The organism is Ensifer sp. M14, from assembly GCF_003355565.1.
Taxonomy (GTDB): domain Bacteria; phylum Pseudomonadota; class Alphaproteobacteria; order Rhizobiales; family Rhizobiaceae; genus Ensifer.
The window spans coordinates 285,537-310,002 of sequence record NZ_QJNR01000014.1; the positions used below are offsets into that span (position 1 = coordinate 285,537).

Here is a 24,466-nt window from a genome sequence, read left to right on the forward strand (position 1 = left end):
CTGTCGGCATACGAGTGAGAGGGATGGACGATGAGCGCACGCGAAACCGGCAGCTGGGACTTCTGGATCGACCGTGGCGGCACCTTCACCGACGTGATCGGCAGGGATCCGCAAGGCGTTCTGCATGCGCGCAAGGTGCTGTCGGAGAATCCGGAAGCCTACCGCGATGCGGCCGTGCAGGGCATCCGCCTGCATCTGGGCCTGCCGACCGGTGCGCCTATCCCGGCCGGCCTCATCAGCGAAGTGCGCATGGGCACGACGGTCGCGACCAATGCGCTGCTCGAGCGCAAGGGCGAACCGCTGGCACTGGTGACGACGCGCGGCTTCCGCGACGCGCTCCGGATCGGCTACCAGGAGCGCAAGAACATCTTTGCGACCGAAATCATCAAGCCGGAAGCGCTCTATAAGGACATCGTCGAACTCGGCGAACGAGTGCTGGCCGACGGCACGGTCGAGCAGGCGCTCGACGAGGCGGAAGCGCGACAGGCGCTGACGGCGCTTCGCGACCAGGGATACAACACCGTCGCGATCGTCTTCATGCACGCCTACAAATATCCCGAGCACGAGGCGCTGGTCGCCCGGCTCGCCCGCGAAATGGGCTTCGAGCAGGTGTCGGTCAGCCACGAAGTCTCGCCATTGATCAAATATGTCGGCCGCGGCGATACCACCGTCATCGACGCCTATCTCTCGCCGGTGCTGCGCCGCTACGTGGCGCAGGTATCGAGCGAGCTCGATGTCGCACGCTCCGGCGCTCGCGTCATGTTCATGATGTCGTCGGGCGGCCTGACCGCTGCCGACATGTTCCAGGGCAAGGATGCGATCCTCTCCGGCCCGGCCGGAGGCGTCGTTGGCCTGGCGAAAACCGGTGAGGCCGCCGGTTTCGACCGCGTCATCGGCTTCGACATGGGCGGGACCTCCACGGATGTTGCCCATTTCGATGGCGAATACGAGCGTGCCTTCGAAACCGAAGTCGCCGGTGTGCGCGTGCGCGCGCCGATGATGCTGATCCACACGGTTGCGGCGGGTGGCGGCTCTATCCTGCATTTCGACGGCGAACGCTTCCGCGTCGGCCCGGATTCCGCCGGCGCCAATCCCGGCCCCGCCTGCTATCGCAACGGCGGGCCGCTCGCGGTCACCGATGCCAATGTGATGCTCGGCAAGCTGCTGCCGGAATTCTTCCCGGCGCTGTTCGGGCCGGAGCAGAACGAGCGTCTCGACGTCGAAGCGGTGCGTCAGCGGTTTGCGGCGATGGCCGCCGAGATCGGCGATGGCCGGGCGCCTGAGGATGTGGCCGACGGCTTCATCCGCATCGCGGTCGCCAACATGGTCGAGGCGATCAAGAAGATCTCCGTCCAGCGCGGCTACGACGTGACGCGCTATGCGCTGAGCTGCTTCGGTGGTGCGGGCGGCCAGCACGCCTGCCTCGTTGCCGATTCTCTGGGGATGAAGAGCATTCTGGTCCATCCCATGTCAGGCCTGCTGTCGGCCTATGGCATGGGCCTCGCCGATATCCGCGCCACTCGCCAGAAAGCGCTTGGCGTCGCCCTCGACGCCAAGGCGCCGGCAGCGCTTGCAGAGCTTGGCGCCGAACTGCAGGTCGAATGCCTCGGCGAACTCGAAGCGCAGGGTATTGCCCGCGACGAGATCCGCACCCATCTTCGCGCCCATATCCGCTACGCCGGCACCGATACGGTTCTGGCGGTCGACGCGACCTTCCCGGAACATGACGATATTGCCCGCCTGCGCGCCGAATTCGAGGAGCTGCACAAGCGCCGCTTCGGCTTCGTTGCCGACAACAAGGCGCTGGTGATCGACGCGGTCGAAGTCGAGACCGTCGGCGGCGGTGCTGCGCAAATGGAAGGCGAAGGCCTGGCAACGACGGAAGGCGCACCGGCGCTTACCCGCAGCACCCGCTTCTACTCCCAGGGCCAGTTCCACGATGCGCCGGTGGCGCTTCGTTCCGACATCAAGCCTGGCCAGCGCCTCGACGGCCCGGCGATCATTATCGAGCCGAACCAGACGGTGATCGTCGAAGACGGCTGGCAGGCGGAGCTGACGGCCAAGGACCACATCGTGCTTCGCCGCGTCAAGGCACTGCCGGAGCGCAGCGCGATCGGCACCAAGGCCGATCCGGTGATGCTCGAGATCTTCAACAATCTCTTCATGTCGATCGCCGAGCAGATGGGCGTGACGCTGCAGAACACCGCCTATTCGGTGAATATCAAGGAACGCCTCGACTTCTCCTGCGCGGTCTTCGACAACAGGGGCAATCTCGTCGCCAACGCGCCGCACATGCCGGTGCATCTGGGCTCGATGGACGCGTCTGTTGCCACCGCGATCCGCGAGAACCCGGTCATTCATCCCGGCGACGTCTTCCTGATCAATGCGCCGTACAATGGCGGCACGCATCTGCCCGACCTGACGGTCTGCACGCCCGTCTTCGACGATCAGGGCCAAGAGATCCGCTTCTGGGTGGCAAGCCGCGGCCATCATGCCGATATCGGCGGCATTTCTCCCGGCTCGATGTCGCCGCTTGCGACCAACATCGAGGAGGAAGGCGTCTATATCGACAACTTCAAGCTCATCGATGCCGGCCGCTTCTGCGAGGCCGAGCTTGAAGCCCTGTTGAACGGCGCGCGTTATCCCGTGCGCAACATCGTCCAGAACGTCAACGACCTGAAGGCGCAGGTTGCTGCCAACGAAAAGGGCGTGGCGGAACTGAAGAAGATGATCGCGCAGTTCGGCGAAGATGTCGTCGAGGCCTATATGGGCCACGTTCAGGACAATGCCGCCGAAAGCGTGCGCCGCGTTCTCGACCAGCTGCCCGACGGCGAGTTCTCCTATGAGATGGACCAGGGCTGCAAGATCGTGGTGAAGATCACCGTCGATCGCGACAAGCGCGAAGCGACCGTCGATTTCACCGGCACGTCCGAACAGCGCGGCGACAACTTCAACGCGCCTGCGCCGGTCACGCGCGCCGCCGTGCTCTATGTCTTCCGCGTGCTTGTGGAAGCCGACATCCCGATGAACGCCGGTTGCCTGAGGCCGATCCATATCGTCATCCCGGAAGGCACGATGCTGACCCCGCGCTATCCGGCGGCCGTCGTTGCCGGCAACGTCGAAGTCAGCCAGGCCGTGACCAACTGCCTGTTCGGAGCCGTCGAAAGCCAGGCGGGTGCGCAGGGCACGATGAACAACCTGACCTTCGGCAACGCGCACTACCAGTATTACGAGACGATCTGCTCGGGCGCGCCGGCGGGGCCAGGCTATAACGGTGCCGATGCGGTCCACACACACATGACCAATTCGCGCCTGACCGATCCTGAGATCCTTGAGACCCGCTTCCCCGTGGTGCTTGAAGATTTCCACATCCGCCGCGGTTCCGGCGGCAAGGGCAAGTGGTCGGCCGGCGACGGCACCAAGCGCACCATCCGTGCCCGGGAAAAACTGGACTTCGCCATCCTCTCCGGCCACCGCCGTGTCGCCCCCTTCGGCATCAAGGGCGGTGAAGCCGGCAATCTCGGCCAGAACCTCGTGCGCCGCAACGACGGCCGCACCGAGGAGCTGTCGGGCTGCGCCCACACTGTTCTGGAGGCCGGCGAGGCCTTTACCGTGGTCACACCGACGGGCGGTGGCTACGGCAAGAAATGATCTCCCAAGACTGCTGCGGTGGTCTGCGGGCGGGCGAGAAATCGCCCGCCCGCTTTGCTTTTTCGGGGTTCCCGTCATCGGGGCCGCGTTGGTTGAGATGATCCTGTATTGCTGTTTTAACGTTAATTTAAATTCGCAATTACTAAGTGTCTCTCGGTCGGTGCGCCAGAAACTCCGCCTCCTCCCACGGAGCACGCGCAACATTCCGGGTCTCCTCCCACCGGTTTGGCCGACCATGTCCAGCCAACCAGCGCGATCGCGACATCACAGGAGTCACGGCAGTGACGTTCAAGAATTTATCGATATTGACCAAGGTCGGCCTCGTGGTCGTGGTCATGGGCATTTCCTCCACCCTTATCGCGCTCGCCGGCGCGCGCGGGCTTTCCTCGCTCGGCACGACGATCGTCGACGTTGGCGCCCGCGAGGAAGCGGCGCGCGAGGCGATGGATCTCCGGGTCGACATCATCGCCATCAGCCGCATGACCTACCAGCTGGCGGCCACGCCCGAGAAGGCTTCCGAGTTCGGTACGGAAACGGAAGCCCGCGCCTCGGAAATGCTCGGTCGTCTGACCAAGATCGAGGCAGTCGCCGACGATGCCGAAGACAAATTGCTCAACGACATCCGCACGACGCTGAACAGCTATTTCGACGAGATTCGGGCGATGATTGCCGTTGCCGGCTCGAATGGCGCTGACGCCGCTGCCGTCAAGGCTGCACTCGACAAGGCGCTCGATGCCCAGAAGACGGTGACCTCCACCGTCAAGGCCTACAGCACCTATTCCGGCGACGCTCTTGCGACGGCCCGTGCCGAAGCGCTCGAATCTTCCTCCGTCGCGATGACGATCCTTTTGGCAGCGGCCGGTGCCTGCATCGTCTTCGGCGTAGGTGTCAGCCTGCTCGTTGCCCGCCGCGGCATTGTTGTTCCGGTACAGTCGCTGACCGCGATCATGAGCGAACTTGCCGACGGCAAGCTGGATGGCGACGGTGCCGACGCTTCGCGTCGCGATGAGATCGGCGAGATGGCCCGCGCCGTCGAGGTCTTCCGCAAGAACGCCATCAGCATGCGCGCCATGAAGGCTCAGGAAGCGGTGCTGCATGCCCGCAGCAGCGATCTCCAGTCCAATATCAGCATCGTCGTTGCCTCGGCGGTTGCCGGCGATTTCACCGGCCGCATCACCAAGGACTACGACAACGAGGACCTCAACCGCTTTGCCGCCAGCGTCAACGAACTGGTGTCGAGCGTGGACCTGACGGTCAACGAGGTCCGCCGCGTTGTGGCAGCACTCGCCGACGCCGACCTGACGCAGAACATGCGTGGCGAATTCCATGGCGCGTTTGCCGAGCTTCAGACCAATGTCAACGCCACCATGGTGACCCTGCGCTCGACGATGCAGAACGTCCGCACCTCGGCCGGCACGATCAACGACAATTCCGTCGAATTGAGCTCTGCGGCAAACGACCTGTCGAAGCGTACCGAGCAACAGGCGGCGGCACTCGAAGAAACAGCGGCAGCCCTTGACGAAATCACCTCGACGGTCCGGACCTCTTCCGCACGGGCCAACGAGGCGCATGAAATGGTGCGCGCCACCAAGGACAGTGCCGGACGTTCGGGCGCGATCGTCCGCAGCGCCATCGACGCGATGGGCCGCATCGAGGATTCGTCGAACCGGATCAACCAGATCATCTCGGTGATCGACGAGATCGCCTTCCAGACCAATCTGCTGGCGCTCAACGCCGGTGTCGAGGCCGCACGTGCCGGCGAGGCGGGACGCGGCTTTGCCGTGGTCGCCCAGGAAGTGCGCGAACTGGCCCAACGTTCGGCAAATGCCGCCAAGGAGATCAAGACGCTGATCCACAGCTCGGCAAGCGAGGTCGAAAACGGCGTGTCGCTGGTGCGCTCCACCGGCGAGGCGCTGCTGGAGATCGAGACCCTGGTCAATAATGTCAGCGGCCACGTCAACACGATCGCCACCGCCGCACGCGAACAGGCAACGGCGCTGCAGGAGATCAACACCTCGGTCAACCACATGGACCAGATGACCCAGCAGAACGCGGCCATGGTCGAGGAAACGACAGCGGCCAGCGGAACGCTCGCCGAAGAAAGCCGTCAGCTCCGCACGATGCTGGCGAAGTTCAAGTTGGAAGCCCAGGCGGGCCGCGAGAGCTGGAGCCGCGCTGCCTGATTGAGATCACGACCAGGGCCGTGCGCTGCGGGAATGCAGCCTGCGGCCCTGGTCTCCCATCGCCTCGTCGACAAGGAAACGGGCGAGGATGACGGCGTCGCCATGATATCGGATGTGCCATCGGGCAATCGATCCCGCCGCCGAAACGCCGATTGCGACGGCCCCAACTGGGCACGTCGCCCGGACGAACCTTAGATAAATCTCCTTATGCCCGCCGCCTGATCTCACGCTTTCACCAGCGCACGGACGCCTGTCGTGCCGGCCCTTGGGGACAATGTGCGTTTTACCGTTAAATGCCGCGTGCTGCGGGTGGATGCTCGGCCGAATCCAGCTATACGTGCAAAGACTTGAGCAAGAAAATCAAGTTTTATGCTGTTGTTATAATTGACGTTCCGGGGCCGATGATCGCTGTGCCAACCCTCTGCGCCATGACTCTTTCCGCGAGTGCTCACTTTCGTTTCCGGCATATTGGCACACGGTCGAAGGGCCGCTTTACAACCGGATTTACGGCCCGCTCAGGGTCCATCGAGCCACCGCTTTGCCGAAGCGAGTTGCTGCGCACGAGGCCTGTCTGTCGGTCGAAATAACCTTTGGTGACCGCGATGTCCGCCAACCGCCTTGCGCAGCCGCGCAGAGCGGAAAGTCGCGTACGTCGTTGTCGCCGGGACGGTTCAATTCGAGTGGCACCCATGACGGGCAGACAATTTCACGCTTACCGGAAATACAGGGGTTAGAGAATGGCGAGGGATAGGTTCAATTTGGTTTCGCGCAGGCGGGGCAGCGCAATTCTGGCGGGGGCGTCGCTGCTGGCGATGGCTGCCGGATCCGCCGAGGCTCAGGAAGCCCAGAAAACCAAACGGGTGGAAAGCCAGGTTCAGGCCGTTCCGGCCGGCGCGACGAAGCTCGATCCCATCGTCGTTGTCGGAAAGGCGGCCGGGCAGCCGCCCGAAACCGGCACCGTCGGCCAGCCATCCGCTCCCTATGCCGGCGGTCAAATGGCGACCGGTGCGCGGCTCGGCGCGTTCGGCAACCGTTCCGTCAAGGAGACACCGTTCAGCCTCACCGGCTATACGGACAAGCTGATCCGCGATCAGCAGGCTCGAACGATTTCGGACATCACGCTCAACGATCCGTCGGTGCGCTCTGATGCGCCGTCGTTCAGCGAGCGCGATTCCTTCTTCATTCGCGGCTTCTCGGTCACCAATCTGGATACGGCCTATGACGGCCTCTTCTATATCGCCAATCCGCGCCGCAGCCCCCTTGAGGGGATCGAGCGGGTCGAGGTCCTGAAGGGCCCGAGCACGCTTGTCAACGGCGGCGTCGGCCGCGTCGGCGGCACTATCAACCTTGTGCCCAAACGCGCCACCGATGAGCCGCTGACGCGGCTGACGACCACCTATCTCTCGGACTCGCAACTCTGGACGCATCTCGACGTCGGCCGCCGCTTCGGAGCGGACGGCGAATGGGGCGTCCGCTTCAACGGCTCCTATCGCGGCGGCGATACGGCGCTTGACCACAACGAGAACGAGATCGGCGTGCTGTCGCTCGGACTAGACTATCGCGGCGACCGGGTGCGCGCCTCGCTCGACCTCAACCACTCCAAGCAGAACATCAATGCACCGGCCTCGCTGTTCAATGCGGCGGCGCCAGGCATCAAGATCCCGGAAGCACCCGACGGCCGCATCAACACGTCAAACCCGTTCGAATACCACGACAGCGAGCACAACATGGTCGCTGGCCGCATCGAATTCGACGTGCTGGACAACACCACGATCTACGCTGCCGGTGGTATCAGCCGCTACCGCGAGGACTTCCTGAGCACCTCCTACACAATCCAGAATTCCAACGGCGATGCACTGGCCGAGTTCGGCTACAATCCGCAGGAAATCCAGGGGATTTCCGGTGAGGTCGGCCTTCGGTCGGAGTTCGATACTGGCCCGGTCGGCCACCAGCTGAACGTCTCGGTGAGCCGGGCGCTCAACGAGAACAACCGCGGCTACTTCCATCCCGGTCGGCTCGGCTTCAGAAGCTACATGACCAACATCTACAATCCGGTCTACGTGCCGAGTGATTGGGTAAACACGGGCGGACTTCCGCGCTCGAACGACCTACATGCATTTTCGGACCTGCTCGCTACCAGCGTTGCAATCTCCGATACGCTTTTGTTTGCCGAAGACCGATTCCAGCTGACGGTGGGCGGGCGCTATCAGGAGATGCGTGTGCGGGGCTTCAATACGCGTCCAGGTCCCGTGCCACTTGGTCAGCAGACCTACGATTACGAGGAATCCCGGTTCAGCCCCGCAGTCGCCGCTCTCTTCAACGTTTCCGACAGCCTCTCAGTCTATGCCAACTATGCCGAAGCTCTGACCGAAGGGCCGGCAGCGCCGTCCACCGCTTTGAACAGCAATGAGATATTCCCCCCGGTCGTCAGCAAGCAGAAGGAAATCGGCTTCAAGTACGATCTCGGCGAGATGATGCTGGGCGCAGCGCTGTTCGAGATCAGGCAGCCCAACGGCTTGACGACCGGTGGCGTCTTCGCCGTGGATGGGCTCCAGGTGAACCGGGGCATCGAACTGTCTGCGTACGGCGAACCGGTTGACGGTGTTCGTTTGCTTGGTGGCATCACCTTCATGGACGCCAAGCTCGATAAAGCAGAAAACTCGCGGACAGGGGAACGGTTCGATGGCAACCGCGTGCCCGGCGTGCCGACGACGGCGATCAGCCTCTACGGTGAATACGACACGCCCTGGGTCGAGGATCTGACGGTGACGGGGCGCCTCGTCTATACCGGCAGCACCTATTATGATCAGAGGAATACGCAGAAGGTTTCGGACTGGACGCGGGTCGACCTTGGCGCGCGCTACTCCTTCGAGCGCGAAGGCGGCAAGCCGGTGGAAGTCAGGGCGACCGTCCAGAACGTGTTCGACGAGAACTACTGGGCCTCGTCCGCCCGCGGCTTCCTCGCCGCCGGCGCACCGCGTACGTTCATGGTGTCGACCGCATTCGAATTCTGAGCGCTCGGAATTTCACTCGCAAAAAGAAACGGCCGGCATTTCGCCGGCCGCTTCTCGTTTCAGCCGGGGCTGTATCAGGCTTCCGGCGAATAGCCGAAGACCACGGCCGGGTTTTCCGCGGTCTCCACCCAGACGCTCTTGGTCTGGGTATAGGCAAGCAGCGCGTCGCGGCCGCTGGAGCGGCCATAACCGGAGCGGCCGAAGCCGCCGAAGGGTGACATGACGCTGATCGTTTTGTAGCCATTGATCCAGAACGTACCGGCGCGCACGCGCGCGGCCATGCGGTGGGCGCGGCCGACGTCCCTGGTCCAGACGGCGCCGGCAAGGCCGTAGGGGTTATCGTTGGCAAGCGCCACCGCCTCGTCCTCGTCGTCAAACACGGTGACGCCGACGACCGGGCCGAAGACTTCCTCGCGCGCAATCGTCATGTCGGGCTTGACGTTGTCGAGGATGGTCGGGGCGAAGAAGAAGCCGCCGGAAGCGGAAAGCGCTTCCGGCTTGGCACCGCCGGTTGCAAGCGTCGCGCCTTCGGCCACGCCCTGGCGCACCATTTCGTCGATCTTCGCCCATTGACGGGCATTGTTGATCGGGCCGATCTGGGTGGCGTCGAGATAGGGATCGCCGACCGGAATGCGCTCGGCGGCGCGAGCGTAACGCTCGACGAATTGCTGGTGCACCGAGCGGTGGATCAAGAGACGAGAACCGGCAACGCAGCTCTGGCCGGCGCCGGAGAAGATCGCCGATTGCGCGCCGACGATGGCGCGGTCGAGATCCGCATCGGCAAAGACGATGTTGCCCGACTTGCCACCGAGTTCGAGAATGCAAGGCACGACGTTTTTCGCAGCGGCTGCCGCAATAGCAGAGCCGGCCTGAGCTGAGCCGACGAAGACGACGAGCGCCGTCTTCTTGTGGGCGACCATGGCGGCCCCCGCGGTCAGGCCGGCGCCGGCGATGACATTGACGAGACCGCGCGGTGCGCCGCCCGCTTCGCAAAGGGCGCCGAGCACCAGGGTGCTGAGCGGCGTCAGCTCCGACGGCTTGATGACGACGCCGTTGCCGGCGCAGATGGCCGGGGCGATCTGCCAGCCGCCGGTAAAGAGCGGCGCATTCCAGGGCGTGATCTGGGCGACGACGCCGACCGGCTCGTGCCTGACATAATTCAGGTGCGACGTCGGCACCGGAATGACTTCGCCGTGCAGCTTGTCGCACCAGCCGGCGTAATATTCGAACATCTCGGCGACCCGCAGCGCTTCGCCGCGGATATCGCGGATCGGCCGGCCGGCGGAGCGGCTCTCCAGTTCGGCCAATTCGGGTGCGCGCTCACGGATCTTGCGGGCGATTTCGTTCATCACCCGGCCGCGCGCCGATGCCGTCATGGCGATCCATTCGCGTTGGGCGCGGGCGGCTGCCTCCATTGCCGCATCGATGACGTCGTTGCCGGCATCCTTGAATGTGGCGAAAACTTCGCCAGTCGCCGGGTCGGTCAGGTCTTGCTCAGCGCCCGAGCCTGCCATCAGCGCGCCGTCGACATAGCTGCCGATCTCGCTGCCGGGCAGGAAACCATGGAAGAGTTCGCGGATGCGCTCGGCCTTTCCGGCGGGCATGGTCATGTCGTTCATCGTCTTCCCCTTGTCTTATCGGTTGTCGTTGGCCGCGGCGCGAAATGCGCCCATGCGGGTGAAGTCATCGGCATTGTCGAGCGGGCTTTCGGCCCAGAGCCGGGCGACTGTTGCCGAAAGCGGCAGTGCGGCACCGGTGCGGGCTGCCAGCTCGCTTGCAAGCCTGACATCCTTGCGCATCAGGCCCATGGTGAAGCCGCTGTCGAAGCGGTCGTTCATCACCCATGTCGGAAAATGCACGTCGCTGATCATCGATTTGCCCGAGGCAGCGTTCAGCACCTTCAGCGCCTGTTCGGGCTCGAGCCCGGCCGAAAGCGCGAGCTTCAGGCCTTCGCCCGTCGTCACCATATGAGCGGCTGCCAGCAGGTTGTTGACGAGTTTGGCGACGTTGCCGGCACCGCTAGGGCCTACGTGCAGGGCCTTGGCCGCCATCGCGTCGATCACCATCTTGGCGCGGGTAACATCGGCGTCGCTGCCGCCGATTATCATCGTCAGCGAACCGCTCGCCGCGCCAGCCGGACCGCCGGACACCGGCGCATCGAGGAAGCCGTGGCCAAGCGCATTGAGGCCTGCAGCAAGGTCACGCGAGACGTCGGGTTCCGACGTTGACGTGTCGATGATGACGACACGATCCCCGGCCGCCTTGAGTGCGTCGAGATTGGCTTCGACGACGGCTGCGACGTCCTTCGCCGTCGGCAGCGAGAAAACGATGAAGTCGATCCTAGCGAAGACATCGGCGAGCGTTTCGCAAGGCGACACACCGCCTTCGGCCGCGAGTTTCCGCCTGTCATCGGAAAGGTCGAAACCTTTGACGGCAAAACCGTTGCTTGCGAGCGTGGTCGCCATGCCGAGCCCCATGGCTCCAAGGCCGACCACGCCTACCCTTGTCTCTTTCGTCGTCATATCCGGTGTCACCCTCGGTATTTGTTATGGTGCCGAGAGGGTCGCACGGGGTCGTTGGGGCGGGTAGACGGCGGCGCCGGTACACTGCGTTGCTGGCGCCGCAACGTCGGTTTGTGAAGGTAGGTCGCCCATCGTTCGAGGCTCGCCCTCGAGCGTCACACGGTCACGACGATCTTGCCGAACTGCTCGTTCGCCTCGAGATAACGATGCGCCTCGACGATCTGCTCGAAGGGAAAGACCCGGGCGATGGCTGGCTTTAGCGCACCCGATTCCAGGCCGCCGATGATGAAGGTCTTGGCGGCTTCCAGTCGCTCGGGATCGCCGAGGATTTCGTGCACGAGATAACCGCGCAGCGTCAGCGCCTTGCCGAGCACGGTGAAGAGTGGAAAGGGCGTCGGCTCGGGGCTGAGGCCGCCGTATTCGATCAGAATGCCGCCATGCGACATAGCCGCCGTCAGCGGCTCAAAGATCGGCCCGCCGATCGGGTCGAGTACCACGCGGACACCTTTCGGTCCCACAATCTCCTTCAGTCGGGCTTCCAGGTCTTCTTCCGCCGACGCGATTACATGAACTGCGCCGAAGTCGAGCAGCGCCTGTCTCTTGGCTGAGGTCCGCGTGACGGCGATCGCGGTTGCGCCAACCAAGTTGGCGATCTGGATGGCGGCCAGTCCGACACTGCTCGAGGCGGCGGTGATCACGACCATATCTTGCCTGCCGAGCTTGGCGATGTCGATCAGCGCACCATAGGCCGTCAGATACTGCATCCAGAGGGCCGCGGCCTCGTCCCAATTGAGCGACGCTGGATGTTTTACGACCTGCGCGGCAGGGACGGTGATGAGCTCGCCATAGGCGGGCCAGCGGATCATCGAAATCGGCGGAATGATGCTGACGGCGTCACCGGAAACGAAACCGTCGACGCCTTCGCCGACCGACTCCACCAGTCCAGCAGCCTCGAGGCCGAGACCAGAGGGCAGTGCGGGCGTCTCGATGTAGCGGCCCGCGCGCAGCAACGCTTCGGCGCGATTGAGGCCAAGCGCCTTGACGCGGATTCGGACCTCTCCGGCACCGGGCGCGGCAACCTCGTGATCCTCGATGCGCAGGACTTCGGGACCACCATGCTCATGAAAACGAACAATGCGTGCCATCAGCCGTAACTCCGTAATGATTGAACTGAATAAGCTATGCGCGACCGGTTGAATTCGATAAATGGTGGGGCGAGCAATGCAGTAGAAACCAGGAGTTTCGAATATGGATCGGCTCACCAGCATGGCGGTGTTCGTCAAAGCGGTGGATCGAGGCTCGTTTGCTGCCGCTTCGGAGGCGCTCCACCTCTCCGGGCCGATGGTCGGCAAGCATGTCCGGTTTCTGGAGGAACGGCTCGGGGTGCGGCTGATCAACCGCACCACGCGGCGGCAGAGCCTGACCGAATTTGGCCGGGCCTACTATGACCGCTGCCGCGTTATCCTTTCAGAAGCGGAAGCCGCCGACGCGCTTGCGGCCGATCAGCTCTCCGAGCCACGCGGGCGGTTGCGCGTTACCATGCCGGCGCTGCTCGGGCGCCGGTGTGTTGCACCGATCCTCATGGCGTTCGCCCGAAAACATCCAAGGCTCGAACTTGAACTCTCTTTCGGTGATCGCATCATCGATCTCGCAGAAGACGGCTATGACCTTGCCATCCGTACCGGCGCCCTGGAGGACAGGTCGGGCCTTGTCGCCCGCCGTCTCGCCAGTCACAGCATGGTCGTTTGCGCATCGCCGTCCTACATCGAGCACCATGGCGTCCCAAGACAGATCGACGATCTGGGTGGCCATCATGCGGTGACATACCATCGGCCGGGATGGGTGCATCCCTGGTTGTTTCCGCGTGATGGGCAGCCGGCATTGGAGGTGACGCCGGCCAACCGGCTGCGGTTCGACGATCTCGAAGCGATTGCAGATGCGGCGACCGCCGGGATGGGGCTGGCCTGGCTGCCGTCACGGCTTGTTCGCCATCGCATCACCGGCGGCGCGCTTGTCGAAGTCCTGCAGGACGAACCCGGGTACGTGTTCGACAACTACGCCCTGTGGCTGCGTACCCCGCATTTGCCTTTGAAGGTCCGCCTTGCCGTCGATGCGTTGGCAGTAGCCTTGCCGAAGGCGATGATCTGAACGGGGCTGCTTCGGTAGGTCACTGTTGTGACAGACTTCACCGGAAGGCGGGCTTTCTAGGCTTCAAACCCGGAAGGACTGCATTTCCAGCGCCAGGTGCTGGCCGAGCTTTTCCACAGAGAGCGGCAGGCGCCGATGGGCGCGCACCATCAGATGGGCGCTCGCCTCCCGCAGCAGCGGATCTTCGAGGTCGACCGCCTGCATGGCGCCACGGTCGATTTCGCCGGAGACGGCGGCGCGTGGCAGGAAGGTGACGCCGAGACCGGAGGCGACGAAGCGGCGCAGCACCTCGATCGAGTGTGTTTCGAGCAAGGGCGCCAGCGCCATGCCGGCATCGGCGGCTACGCGGGCGACGATCTGGGTGACGCCATTGCCCTTGCCGAGCAGGGCACAGGGCGACGTCAGACAGTCTGCCAGCTTCAGCTGCGTGCGGCTGGAGAGGGCATGCCCATTGGGCACGATGACGCAGAGCGGCTGGCGCGCGATTGCCAGCGCCCGGATGCGCGGATCGGTCAGCGGTGTATAGGCGATACCGATATCCGCGTCGCTGTTGGCGATGGCATCGACCACATCCTCGGTGCTGCCGAGTTCAACGATATAGCGGACATAGGAGTGTGCCTTCGAGAACGACGACAGCCCGTGTTCGACCAGATCGGCCATGAAACCTTCGCCGCAGCGAATGCGGATGCGGGTCTGCTGCACGCCGCGGATCTGGTCGAGTTGCTCGGCAAGCAGCCCGTTGTCCTCAAGAACCCGCTTGCCATGTTCGAGAACGAGGTCGCCGGCATCGGTCAAAACGGTGCCGCGCGCGGTGCGCTCGAATAGGGCAAGGCCGATTTCGCGCTCGGTGTCGGCAATCTGGCGGCTGACCACAGACGGCGCCAGCCCCATATGTTCGGCAGCACCCCGGATCGAGCCGATGCGGGCGACCGCCATAAAGATTTTCAGCGCTTTCGCGTCGAGTACGTCCATGGCGGTCATGGATGCGACGGAAACCGTTGGAGGTCAACGACCAAGAGACGTCGCGATCAATCGTGTCCAGAGGTTAACGCCCGCTGGGATAATCGCATCGTTGAAATCGAAGTGCGGCGAATGCAGGCCGGGGTTGGAACCGTCGCGGCGTGCGCCCAGCCAGAGGTAGCAGCCGGGGCGCTCCTCGAGCATGAAGGCGAAGTCTTCGGCGGCCATGCTGGGGGCGGCATCGACCACCGAGAGGGCGCCGTCCTGCGCTGCAACCGAGCGCACGAAAGCGGCCGACGCCGCATCGTTGATCGTGGCGGGATATCGCCGTTGATAGTCGAGATCGGCCGAGCAGCCGAGGCCTTCGGCGACGGCGACGACCAGCGTTCGCATGCGATTTTCGAGGATTTCGCCGACGTCCTTCGCGAACCAGCGCGTGGTGCCGCGAATGACGGCCTCCTGCGGGATGACGTTCCAGGCGTCGCCGCCATGGATCTGGGTCACCGAGACAACGGCGGCATCGAGCGGCGAGACGTTGCGGCTGGCGATCGTCTGCAGCGCTGTCACGATCTGGGCTGCGGCCACCAACGGGTCGGCGCCCTCATGTGGCATCGCGCCGTGGGCGCCCCTGCCGGTGACACGGATTTCGAAGACGCCGAAGGCGGCCATCATCGCGTCGTCGCGGGCAACGCAGGTGCCGACATCGAGTGCCGGCCAATTGTGCGCCGCATAGACGGCGTCGGCCGGAAAGTCGCGGAAGAGGCCGTCCGCGACCATGGCGCGGGCTCCACCTTCTGCTTCTTCCGCCGGCTGGAAGATGAAATGAACAGTGCCGTCGAATTCCATTTCCGAGGTCTGGCGTGCCGCTGCGAGCAGCATCGAGACGTGGCCGTCATGGCCGCAGGCATGCATCTTTCCGGATGTTTTCGACGCATAGGCAACGCCGCTTGCCTCGACGATCGGCAGCGCGTCCATGTCGGCGCGGATAGCGATGGTGCGAGATGACGTGCCGCGCGACAGCGTGCCGACGAGGCCGGTGCCACCATAGCCGGCTTTGACGGCGACGCCCCATTCGGCAAGCTTGGCGGCGATGAAGGCGGAGGTTTCCCGTTCCTCGAAGGCGAGTTCCGGGTGGGCATGCAGGTGATGGCGCCAGGCGATCGTTTCCGCGATACGGTCGGGGCTGATGTCGTGGCGGCTCATCTCGTTCATCCTGTCTCTGCAAATTGAAGGCCGGCCGCAGGAGCAGCCGGCCTGTTGTTCTATCCTACTGGCCGAGCCTGAGGAACAGATCGGCGACGACGACGGAACCCATATAGGTTCCGACCATCACGCAGATCGCGACGATGACGATCTTCCAGCCGGAGCGTCGGGCGATCGCAAACTCGCTGGCGGTCAGCGCAAGGCCGCCATAGGCAAGTGCCGGGGTGGCGAGCGCCAGGAAGTTCAGGTGTTCGACCTGTTCGCTGACCCAGGCAGCACCAGGGACGCCGGGAATGGTGATCAGGATAGCGATCAGCGAGACCCAGGCGACGCTTGGCAGGTAGAAGGGCACGAAGCGCGCAAAGCCGAGGCCGATGATGCAGGCGACATAGAGAACTAACATGCCGGGCAGGGCGACAAGCGGCGATGTGCCGGTGCCGACCCAGTTGGCGATGAGGCCGATGGCGCAGGCGATCAGCAGCAGTCCGGAGTGCTTGACGACATCGATCTTGCGCTCGTCTTCAGCGTTGAGCGGCAGGTCGTCGGCAAGATTGGCGGTGGTATTCGTTTGATTGGCCATTGTTCCTGTCTCCCCGATCAGGCTGTTTTGCGTTCGGACGGGCGGGCCTTGTTGTAAAGCCATTCCGTCAGCGGCAGGGCGACGAACATGCCGACATAAAGACCGGTCGCGTAGGTCAGGATGTTGCTGGCTGCTGCCAGCGCCAGGATGATGTCCTTCTGGTCCGGAACGACGGCGACGAGGCCGCCGGTGCAGGCCGCAAGCATCGAGCCGGAGCCGACGCCGCAGGACATGGCGAGCGCGCGCACATCAAAGATGCCGAGGCCGTGGACGAGCGGCGGCATGATGGCAAAGACGAAGGTGCCGATCAGCGTGCCGGTGGCATAGACGCCCATGGCGCCAGCGCCTTCCGGCGAATTGAGACCGTATTTATCGGCGATCAGCGCCAGGTTCGGTTCACGGTCGATCGAGTAGGTGGCACCAACGGCTTCGCGGCCCATCTTGAGCAGGAACACGGCGACCGGGAAGGCGACGAGGATGGTACCGAGGTTGCCCAGTTCCTGCAGCACGAGTGCCGGTCCGGCCTCGATGATCTTTGAGATCTGCGGGCCGACCGTTGTGCCGAACTTGGCGATGAAGGGCATGATCGCAACGGTGATCATGGCGCCGGACAGTCTGACCGCATCCTTGGAAAGGAACTTGGCGCTCGCCTTGAAAATGGCGGGATTGAGCAGGATGCCGAGAGCGAAGGCGTAAAGGATCGGCAGGAAGATCACGGTGCCAAGGCCGATAGACAGGCGTTGAATGCCGATCAACTCGCAGACGATGACGATCGCAAGCACAAGGATGTGCAGATAGAGCCCGCCCGTGGCGGCTCCGGGTTTTCCGGTCATGATGTTCTCCTCTGGTTGGGGGACCAGTTGTTGTTCTTTGCCCAGATTTCACACTATGGGCTGCGGACAAATTCCGGCTAGCCGGTCGGCGAGCAACGAGGTGTTGCAGTTCCAGCAACAGCCGCTGAGCTGAAGGCGGCCTTCAACAAAGCCGCTCGTCCCGTCTGTCATTTCATGGTTGCAGTCCTGCTTTGGCGCTGTGCGGATGCGAATCGGGGTTTCGCTTGCTCTCGCTTTTGCATGTGCCGCGGCCGTGGCCAAGGGCGTATTCGGCCAAGTCCGGACCAGAACCCTGAAACCAACCGCTTTCCCCATCAATCGGGCCGATCGGCGCAACCAAATCCGCTCGTTTGCGGATTCAGGGCCAGAATTCGGAAAAACCCACCAAAAATCGCTGAAAACCCCCATTGAAATCGATTACATTTTCTGGCTTGATGGTCCTCGCAAGATTTTGGGAGGATCTTATGAAGAAGCTTATCGCCGTAGCACTCGGCACCGTCGCATCCATCGCCATCTCCGCTTCACTCGCCAATGCCGAAACCTTAAAGATTGGTTTGTCCAATGGTTGGGTCGGCAGCGAGTGGCGCACGCAGATGATCGACGAGGCCAAGGCGGCTGCGGAAAAATGGAAGGAAAAGGGCGTCGACGTCGAAGTCACCGTCCAGAGCGCCAATGTCGACGTGCCCGGGCAGATCGCCCATGTGCGCAACTTCATCGCCGAAGGCGTCAACGCCATCATCATCAATCCGAACAGCCCGACGGCCTTCGACCCGATCTTCGCCCAGGCGAAGGAAGCGGGCATCCTGGTGATCGCCACCGATGCCGAGGTGTCGTCGCCGGATGCGACCTATGTCGGCATCGACCAGACGGCTTGGGGTGCATCCGGCGCCAAGTGGCTGGCCGAGACGCTTGGCGGCAAGGGCAAGGTCGTTGCCATCAACGGCGTCGCCGGCCATCCGGCAAACGAGATGCGCGTCGCCGGCTACAAGAGCGTCTTCAAGGACTATCCGGATATCCAGGTGGTCAACGAGGTCAACGCCAACTGGGACCAGGCGCAGGGCCAGCAGGCCATGCAGAACATCCTGGCGACCTATCCTGACGTCAACGGCGTCGTCGTGCAGGACGGCATGGCGGCAGGCGCCTGGAAGTCGATCATGGATGCCGGCAAGGCAAGCCAGATCGCTGCCACCGGCGAGATCCGCAAGGACTTCATCGACCTCTGGAGCAAGGACAAGCTGAACTCCGGCGCGACCGTCAATCCGCCCGGCGTCATGGCAAGCGCGCTCAACGTTGCCGTTCTCATGCTGCAGGGCAAGGAACTGAAGGAGCCGGCAACGGCCGGTCAGTACAAGAACGCCATGTACCTGCCGATCCCGTTCATCGACAGCAAGAACCTGGCGGACGCCGCCAAGCAGGTTGACGGCAAGCCAGGCTACTATTCCTACACCAGCGCTCTTTCGATCGAAGACGCCGAAGCGCTCTTCAAGTAAGCGCCTGAAGCCGGGCGGATCTGCTGATCCGCCCGGCACCCCGGACCCGACTTTACGGATCAAACCCCATGTCGAAATTGAAGTTGAACGGCGTAAGCAAGGCTTACGGCGCCACCCTGGCTTTGCGCCGCGGCGACCTTGAGATCGCCGCCGGCGAAGTCCATGTGCTCATGGGCTCGAACGGCTCGGGCAAGAGCACGTTGTGCAAGATCATTGCCGGCAGCGTACGTCCCGACGGCGGCGAGATCCTGATCGACGGCCGGCCAGTCACGATTTCAGGGCCGCAGTCGGCGCGTGAGCAAGGCATCGGTATCTTCTATCAGGAGCTCAGCCTTGCGGGGAACCGCTCGGTCGAGGAGAACATCTGCCTGGCGATGCTGCCGGTGAAGGCCGGGCTCTTCATCGATCGTTCCGCCCTGAAGGCGCGGGCTGCGCGTTACATCGATCTTTTCTCCGAGGTTTCCGGCGACGGATTTACCGCTGAAACGCTCGTCGGAAACTTGCGCGCCGATCAGCGCCAGCTGGTCGAGATCATGAAGGCGCTCGCCAGCGAAGCGCCGATCCTGATCTTCGACGAACCGACCTCGGCGCTCGATCGGGCACAGGTCGAACGCTTCTTCGATATTCTTCGCGGGCTGAAGCGCGACGGCCGCGGGATCATCTTCATTTCGCACCGCATGGACGAGATTATTGCGATTGGCGATCGCGTAACGATCATCCGCGACGGCGAGACGATCAAGACACTCAACCTTTCCGAGACTGACCCCGCAGCCGTTATCCGGCTTATGGTCGGCGGCGCCGGTGACATGCCCGCCTCGCAATCCTCCGCGCCTGCCGTTGCGAGCTTTTCGACCGGCGCCGCCATGACTGTCGACCGGCTTTCCGGCGTCGGCTTCCGCAATGTCAGCTTCGAGGTCGCCAAGGGCGAGATCCTCGGGCTCGGCGGTCTGCACGGCCAGGGGCAGTCGGCGGTGTTGCGCGCAATCTTCGGCGCTGGCTCCATCACATCGGGCGAGATCCGCATCGGCAGCGACCGTTTCGATGCGAAAAGCCCACGTGACGCCATCCGGCGCGGTTGCGCCTATGTCTCGGGCGACCGTGGCCGCGACGGCGTCATCGCCGGCAGGCCGATCATCGAGAACGTCACGCCCATCCATTATCTGCGCGACCGGCTGATGATTGCACGTCCGTCAAGCCTCAGGCAAAAGGCGATGCCGGCGCTTGAAGCCATGCACACCAAGTTTGCGAGCCTCATGCATCCGATCAATTCGCTTTCCGGCGGCAACCAGCAGAAGGTGATCATCGCCCGCTGGCTGATCGACCGGCCGGACGTGCTGCTGCTCGACGATCCGACCAAGGGCATCGACCTGTCGGCCAAGGCGGATCTTTTCGCCCTCATTCGCCAACTGGCGGCAGACGGGCTCGGCATCCTGCTCTACTCCTCGGAGGACGCCGAACTGCTGGGCAATGCCAACCGCATCCTCGTCTTCAACGGCGGATCGGTGACGCGCGAACTCACCGGCGAGGATCGCACCCGCTACAATCTCTATCAGGCTGCATACGAGGCCGCGTGATGACACCGACCACGATAGAAACTCCGTCTGCCCGCCCCGGCGGCCTCAAGCTCTGGCTCGAACGCTATCCGTTCCTGCCGGCATTGATCATCGTCGTCGCCCTTCTGGCGTTGAACGGCGCGTTCTCGCCCAACAGCCTCAGTTACCGTTCACTGACGGGATTGCTCAGCACCTACATGGCGCTGATCATGCTGGCGATCGCCCAGACCTATGTGGTTTCCGCCGGCGACATCGACCTTTCGGCTGGCGCGACGCTGTCGCTCGTCAATGTCGCCCTCGTCGTCCTGATGGAGAAATGGGGAGGTGGCGCCGGCGCCTTGGTCGCCGCGATGTTGTGCGGCATTCTGCTCGGGCTTGCCTGCGGCGTGATCAACGGCATCGTCGTTGCAGCGCTCAGATTGCAGGCGATCGTTGCCACCTTCGCCACCAGCATCTTTTTCACCGGCGTCGCGCTCTATGTCATGCCGGTCGCCGGCACCCCGGCGCCGGCCCTGTTCTGGCGCACCTATGGCGGGAGGCTGCTCGGCCTTCCCTTTATCTTCTACGTTCTGGCGGCACTCGCCGTTCTGCTCTTCCTTTTGTCGCGCACCCGCCTCGTCACCCAGCTTCTGGCCGTCGGCGACGACCAGCAGGCCGCCTACCAGACGGGCCTTCCCGTGGTTCTGGTGCGCATCAAGGGTTATGCGCTTTGCGGCCTGTTTTCGGCGCTCGCGGCGTTTTGTCTGACCGGCGACACCGCCAGCGGCGACCCGCTCGTCGGCGGCAAGATGACACTCTATAGCGTCGCGGCTGTGGTGCTCGGCGGCAGCGCGCTTGCGGGCGGCTGGACGACAGTCGTCGGCTCGCTGCTCGGCGCGCTGACGATCGGTCTCGTCAACTCGCTGGTCTTCTTCATGGGCACGCCGTCGGAGTGGCAGAACTTCGTCCAAGGTCTCGCCATCCTTCTCGTCTTGATGGCCGGCGTGCTGGCCGGCCGGAGGGCACGCGCATGAACGCCGTCATTCCCTTCCTCAAGAAGCCGCTGGTCATCGCACTTTTGTTGATTGTCGGGCTGCTCTATCTCGGCGAAAGCCTGTCGCCGGGCTTTGCCTCTGCCGACCAGATCCTGCGACTTTTGATCGTCGCCTCGCTGCTCGGCATTGTCGCCGCCGGCCAGAATGTCGTCATCCTCGGCGGTCGCGAAGGCATCGATCTTTCGGTCGGCGGTGTCGTGTCGCTCTCGGCGATCATTGCCGGTAACGTCATGAACGGGGCCGATGGCGGCATCCTGCCGGCCATTCTTGCCTGCCTCGCGGCCGGCGCGTTCTTCGGCCTCCTGAACGGACTTGGCGTGACGTTGCTGCGCATCCCGCCGCTGGTGATGACGCTCGGCATGCTCGGCGTGCTGCAGGGGCTGCTCGTCGTCATCCGCAACGGCATTCCCTCCGGCCGCGCGGCACCCGGCCTTTCCGCCTTCGTCACCCAGCCGCTGGTGTTCGGCATTCCCGGCATCATCTGGCTCTGGATCGCCATCGGCCTCTTCATGGCCTTCGTGCTCAACCGCACGGTCTTCGGCCACCGCATTTATGCGATCGGCTCCAACGAGCATGCGGCCTACATGGCCGGCGTGCCGGTCCGCCGCATGCGCATCGGTCTGTTCATGATCTCCGGCATGTTTGCGGCGATCGCCGGCCTCTGCCTGCTTGGCTATTCCGGCTCGTCGTTTGCCAATGTCGGCGAGCAGTACATGCTTTCCTCGATCATCGCCGTCGTCTTCGGTGGCACATCGCTTGCCGGCGGCAAGGGCGGTTACACCGGCACCATGGCCGGCGCGCTGTTGCTGGTCATCCTCCAGGGCATCCTGACCACCGTCAACATCCATGAGTCCGGCCGCCAGATGGTCTTTGGCGCGACGCTCTTGTTGCTGATGCTGTTCTATGGGCGCGGAAGGGCGATGCGGGCATGAGCGATCACCGGCCGAAGATCAAGGATATCGCCGAGCGCGCCGGCGTTTCCGTCGCCACCGTGTCGCGGGCGCTGAGCGATTCCGGCCTGGTGACGGCCGAAACGAGCCAGCGGATCCATGCGCTTGCAAGGGAACTCAACTACCGGCCGAATGTCAGCGCCCGTAACCTGCGCACCCGCAAGTCGATGTCGGTGCTGCTCGTCGTGCGCGACGTCGGCAACCCGTTCTATCTCGATATCTTGAAGGGCGTCGAGGCGACGGCGCGCGAGGCCGGCTACTCGGTTCTGATGGGCAACACCGAGAACGATCCGGATCGCGAGACGGAATATTTCAACATGCTGCGCGACGGCCATGCCGACGGCATGGTCCTGATGACCGGCAAACTGCCGCCGGCGGGGCACGACGCGGGCGTCGACATTTCGCGGCTGCCTGTTGTCGTCGCGTTGGAAATGATCGAGTCCTCCGGACTGCCGCATGTTCAGGTCGATAACGTCGCAGCGGCGAAGGCCGCGGTCGAGCATCTGATTTCGCTCGGCCACCGCAAGATCGCCCATATCGCCGGGCCGTTGCCCGAGGTGATGGCCGTGCACCGGCGCGAGGGCTACCGCGCCGCCATGCAGGACGCCGGCCTTGCGATCCCCCAGGGATACGAGGTTCGGGGCGACTATCTGCTCGAAACCGGCCAGCTCTGCTGCGGCCAATTGTTTGCCTTGGCCGAACCGCCGACAGCACTTTTTGCCGCCAACGACGAAATGGCCTATGGCGCCATTCACGAGTTGCGCCGCCTCGGCCGCGACGTGCCGGGTGATGTTTCCGTCGTCGGCTTCGATGATCTCTACCTGAGCAAGGCTTTCTATCCGCCGCTGACGACCGTCAACCAGCCGCGCGCCGATATCGGCCGGACGGCGATGTCGCTGTTGCTGCGCATGCTTTCCGGCGAGGAGGTGGGTCTTTCCCCGCCGATTGTGCTGCCGACGGCCCTGAGTATACGGGCCAGCACCGCCTCGCCACGCCAATAACCTGACAATCTGGGAGAAGAGAATGACACAGCTACCCAAGCAGACGCTGCGCGTGGGTTTCGTCGGAACCGGCTTCATCGCCCATTTCCACCTGAAGTCGATGATCGGCGTGCGCAATGTCGAAGTGACGGGCGTGTTCAGCCGTAAGGCGGAAAACCGCGAGAAGTTTGCAAGCGAAGTCGAAACGCTCGGGCTCGGCACCTGCCGCACGCATGAGAGCCTGGAAGCTCTGCTGTCGGCCGATGACGTCGATGCGATCTGGATACTGTCGCCGAACTATACCCGCCTCGACGTGATGCGTTCGTTGCACGGGGCAATCAAGTCGGGCCGCAGCAAGGTGTTCGCGGTTGCTTGCGAAAAGCCATTGGCACGCACGGTGGCGGAAGCCCGCGAAATGCTGACGCTCGCCGAGGATGCCGGCCTCAACCACGGCTATCTCGAAAACCAGGTGTTCTGCACGCCGGTCCTGCGTGGCAAGGAAATCATCTGGCGACGGGCTGCGTCCACCACCGGCAGACCCTATCTGGCGCGCGCGGCGGAGGAGCATTCCGGCCCGCACGAGCCCTGGTTCTGGCAGGGCGACAAGCAGGGCGGCGGCGTTCTCTCCGATATGATGTGCCACAGCGTCGAAGTGGCGCGCTACCTGCTGACCGCACCCGGCGCGCCGCGCAATTCGCTGAAGATCAAGTCGGTCAACGGCACCGTCGCCAACCTGAAATGGACGCGCCCCCATTATGCCGAACAGTTGCGCAAGCGCTTCGGTAACGACGTCGACTACCGCCACCGCCCTTCGGAGGATTTTGCCCGCGCGACCGTGACGCTCGAGGATCAGGACGGCAACGAACTGATGATCGAGGCGACCACGTCCTGGGCCTATGTCGGCGCCGGCCTGCGCATCCAGCTCGAATTGCTCGGACCGGAATATGCGCTCGAGTACAACTCGCTGAGCACCGGTCTGAAGATCTTCATGTCCCGCGAAGTCACCGGGTCGGAAGGCGAGGACCTCGTCGAGAAGCAGAATGCCGAGCAGGGGTTGATGCCGGTGCTCGAGGACGAGGCCGGCGTCTACGGCTACACCGACGAGAACCGCCACATGGTCGAATGCTTCCGCAAGGGTGAGAAGCCGCTTGAAACCTTCGAGGACGGACTTGCCGTGGTCGAGATGCTGATGGGGCTTTATCGCTCCGCCGAGATCAATGCCACCTTGCAGTTCCCCGCGCCGGAGCTTGAGCACTACGTTCCAGTCGTCGCGCGCAAGGGCGCCTGACAGAGATTGTCGAGGCTGGCGGGGGCGCCGCCCCCGTCAACTGGATAGGCCAGGCCTCCGGGCTCGGGCGGGTTCTC

At 63.6% G+C, this 24,466-nt stretch carries 17 protein-coding genes; 10 read left to right on the forward strand and 7 right to left on the reverse strand.

Annotation, left to right across the window (positions count from 1 at the left end; translation table 11 throughout):
• The first annotated feature begins 30 nt into the window (after nucleotides 1-30).
• From BLJAPNOD_RS29945 to BLJAPNOD_RS29955, 3 genes are all read left to right on the forward strand, one after another.
• A complete protein-coding gene (locus tag BLJAPNOD_RS29945) occupies nucleotides 31-3,651 on the forward strand; it encodes a hydantoinase B/oxoprolinase family protein (RefSeq protein ID WP_115422456.1) in 3,621 nt (1,206 codons plus the stop codon).
• Between the two features lie 281 nt (nucleotides 3,652-3,932).
• Nucleotides 3,933-5,834 (forward strand): methyl-accepting chemotaxis protein, encoded by a 1,902-nt coding sequence (locus tag BLJAPNOD_RS29950; protein ID WP_115422457.1) that lies wholly within the window; start codon nucleotides 3,933-3,935, stop codon nucleotides 5,832-5,834.
• An 812-nt stretch (nucleotides 5,835-6,646) separates the two neighbouring features.
• Entirely contained in the window at nucleotides 6,647-8,848 is a 2,202-nt protein-coding gene (locus BLJAPNOD_RS29955; protein WP_115422735.1) for a TonB-dependent siderophore receptor, read from the forward strand.
• A gap of 74 nt (nucleotides 8,849-8,922) precedes the next feature.
• Here the strand turns inward: BLJAPNOD_RS29955 and BLJAPNOD_RS29960 are convergent, their stop codons facing one another.
• The 3 genes from BLJAPNOD_RS29960 to BLJAPNOD_RS29970 form a co-directional block, all read right to left on the reverse strand.
• Entirely contained in the window at nucleotides 8,923-10,458 is a 1,536-nt protein-coding gene (locus BLJAPNOD_RS29960; RefSeq protein ID WP_115422736.1) for an aldehyde dehydrogenase family protein, read from the reverse strand.
• 24 nt (nucleotides 10,459-10,482) lie between these two features.
• Complete coding sequence (locus tag BLJAPNOD_RS29965; protein ID WP_115422458.1) at nucleotides 10,483-11,370, reverse strand: NAD(P)-dependent oxidoreductase; 888 nt, start codon at nucleotides 11,368-11,370, stop codon at nucleotides 10,483-10,485.
• A gap of 155 nt (nucleotides 11,371-11,525) precedes the next feature.
• A complete protein-coding gene (locus BLJAPNOD_RS29970; protein WP_077501309.1) occupies nucleotides 11,526-12,515 on the reverse strand; it encodes a zinc-dependent alcohol dehydrogenase family protein in 990 nt (329 codons plus the stop codon).
• A gap of 103 nt (nucleotides 12,516-12,618) precedes the next feature.
• Between BLJAPNOD_RS29970 and BLJAPNOD_RS29975 the strand changes: the two genes are divergently transcribed.
• The gene (locus BLJAPNOD_RS29975; protein ID WP_115422459.1) at nucleotides 12,619-13,518 is read left to right on the forward strand and encodes a LysR family transcriptional regulator; all 900 of its coding nucleotides are present in this window, start codon (nucleotides 12,619-12,621) and stop codon (nucleotides 13,516-13,518) included.
• Between the two features lie 63 nt (nucleotides 13,519-13,581).
• Here the strand turns inward: BLJAPNOD_RS29975 and BLJAPNOD_RS29980 are convergent, their stop codons facing one another.
• The 4 genes from BLJAPNOD_RS29980 to BLJAPNOD_RS29995 form a co-directional block, all read right to left on the reverse strand.
• Nucleotides 13,582-14,499, reverse strand: coding sequence for a LysR family transcriptional regulator (locus tag BLJAPNOD_RS29980; RefSeq protein ID WP_244611151.1), 918 nt, complete (start codon nucleotides 14,497-14,499; stop codon nucleotides 13,582-13,584).
• 24 nt (nucleotides 14,500-14,523) lie between these two features.
• The gene (locus tag BLJAPNOD_RS29985; RefSeq protein ID WP_115422737.1) at nucleotides 14,524-15,681 is read right to left on the reverse strand and encodes a M20 aminoacylase family protein; all 1,158 of its coding nucleotides are present in this window, start codon (nucleotides 15,679-15,681) and stop codon (nucleotides 14,524-14,526) included.
• A 64-nt stretch (nucleotides 15,682-15,745) separates the two neighbouring features.
• On the reverse strand, nucleotides 15,746-16,261 hold the full coding sequence (locus tag BLJAPNOD_RS29990) for a hypothetical protein (protein WP_077501317.1): 516 nt from the start codon (nucleotides 16,259-16,261) through the stop codon (nucleotides 15,746-15,748).
• A 17-nt stretch (nucleotides 16,262-16,278) separates the two neighbouring features.
• Entirely contained in the window at nucleotides 16,279-17,094 is an 816-nt protein-coding gene (locus BLJAPNOD_RS29995) for a DUF3100 domain-containing protein (RefSeq protein WP_077501319.1), read from the reverse strand.
• Between the two features lie 464 nt (nucleotides 17,095-17,558).
• Here BLJAPNOD_RS29995 and BLJAPNOD_RS30000 point away from each other — a divergent pair, with 464 nt between their 5' ends.
• The 6 genes from BLJAPNOD_RS30000 to BLJAPNOD_RS30025 all read left to right on the forward strand — a co-directional run bounded on the left by BLJAPNOD_RS30000 (nucleotide 17,559) and on the right by BLJAPNOD_RS30025 (nucleotide 24,389).
• The gene (locus BLJAPNOD_RS30000) at nucleotides 17,559-18,584 is read left to right on the forward strand and encodes an ABC transporter substrate-binding protein (protein ID WP_077501321.1); all 1,026 of its coding nucleotides are present in this window, start codon (nucleotides 17,559-17,561) and stop codon (nucleotides 18,582-18,584) included.
• A 68-nt stretch (nucleotides 18,585-18,652) separates the two neighbouring features.
• On the forward strand, nucleotides 18,653-20,158 hold the full coding sequence (locus BLJAPNOD_RS30005) for a sugar ABC transporter ATP-binding protein (protein WP_115422460.1): 1,506 nt from the start codon (nucleotides 18,653-18,655) through the stop codon (nucleotides 20,156-20,158).
• Nucleotides 20,158-21,150, forward strand: coding sequence for an ABC transporter permease (locus BLJAPNOD_RS30010; protein WP_115422461.1), 993 nt, complete (start codon nucleotides 20,158-20,160; stop codon nucleotides 21,148-21,150). Before BLJAPNOD_RS30005 ends, BLJAPNOD_RS30010 begins: the two co-directional genes overlap by 1 nt.
• Nucleotides 21,147-22,103, forward strand: a complete 957-nt coding sequence (locus BLJAPNOD_RS30015; RefSeq protein ID WP_115422462.1) for an ABC transporter permease — start codon at nucleotides 21,147-21,149, stop codon at nucleotides 22,101-22,103. Before BLJAPNOD_RS30010 ends, BLJAPNOD_RS30015 begins: the two co-directional genes overlap by 4 nt.
• Nucleotides 22,100-23,122, forward strand: a complete 1,023-nt coding sequence (locus tag BLJAPNOD_RS30020) for a LacI family DNA-binding transcriptional regulator (protein ID WP_115422463.1) — start codon at nucleotides 22,100-22,102, stop codon at nucleotides 23,120-23,122. The genes BLJAPNOD_RS30015 and BLJAPNOD_RS30020 overlap by 4 nt, the downstream gene beginning before the upstream one ends.
• A gap of 22 nt (nucleotides 23,123-23,144) precedes the next feature.
• Complete coding sequence (locus tag BLJAPNOD_RS30025; RefSeq protein WP_115422464.1) at nucleotides 23,145-24,389, forward strand: Gfo/Idh/MocA family oxidoreductase; 1,245 nt, start codon at nucleotides 23,145-23,147, stop codon at nucleotides 24,387-24,389.
• Nucleotides 24,390-24,466 lie beyond the last annotated feature (77 nt).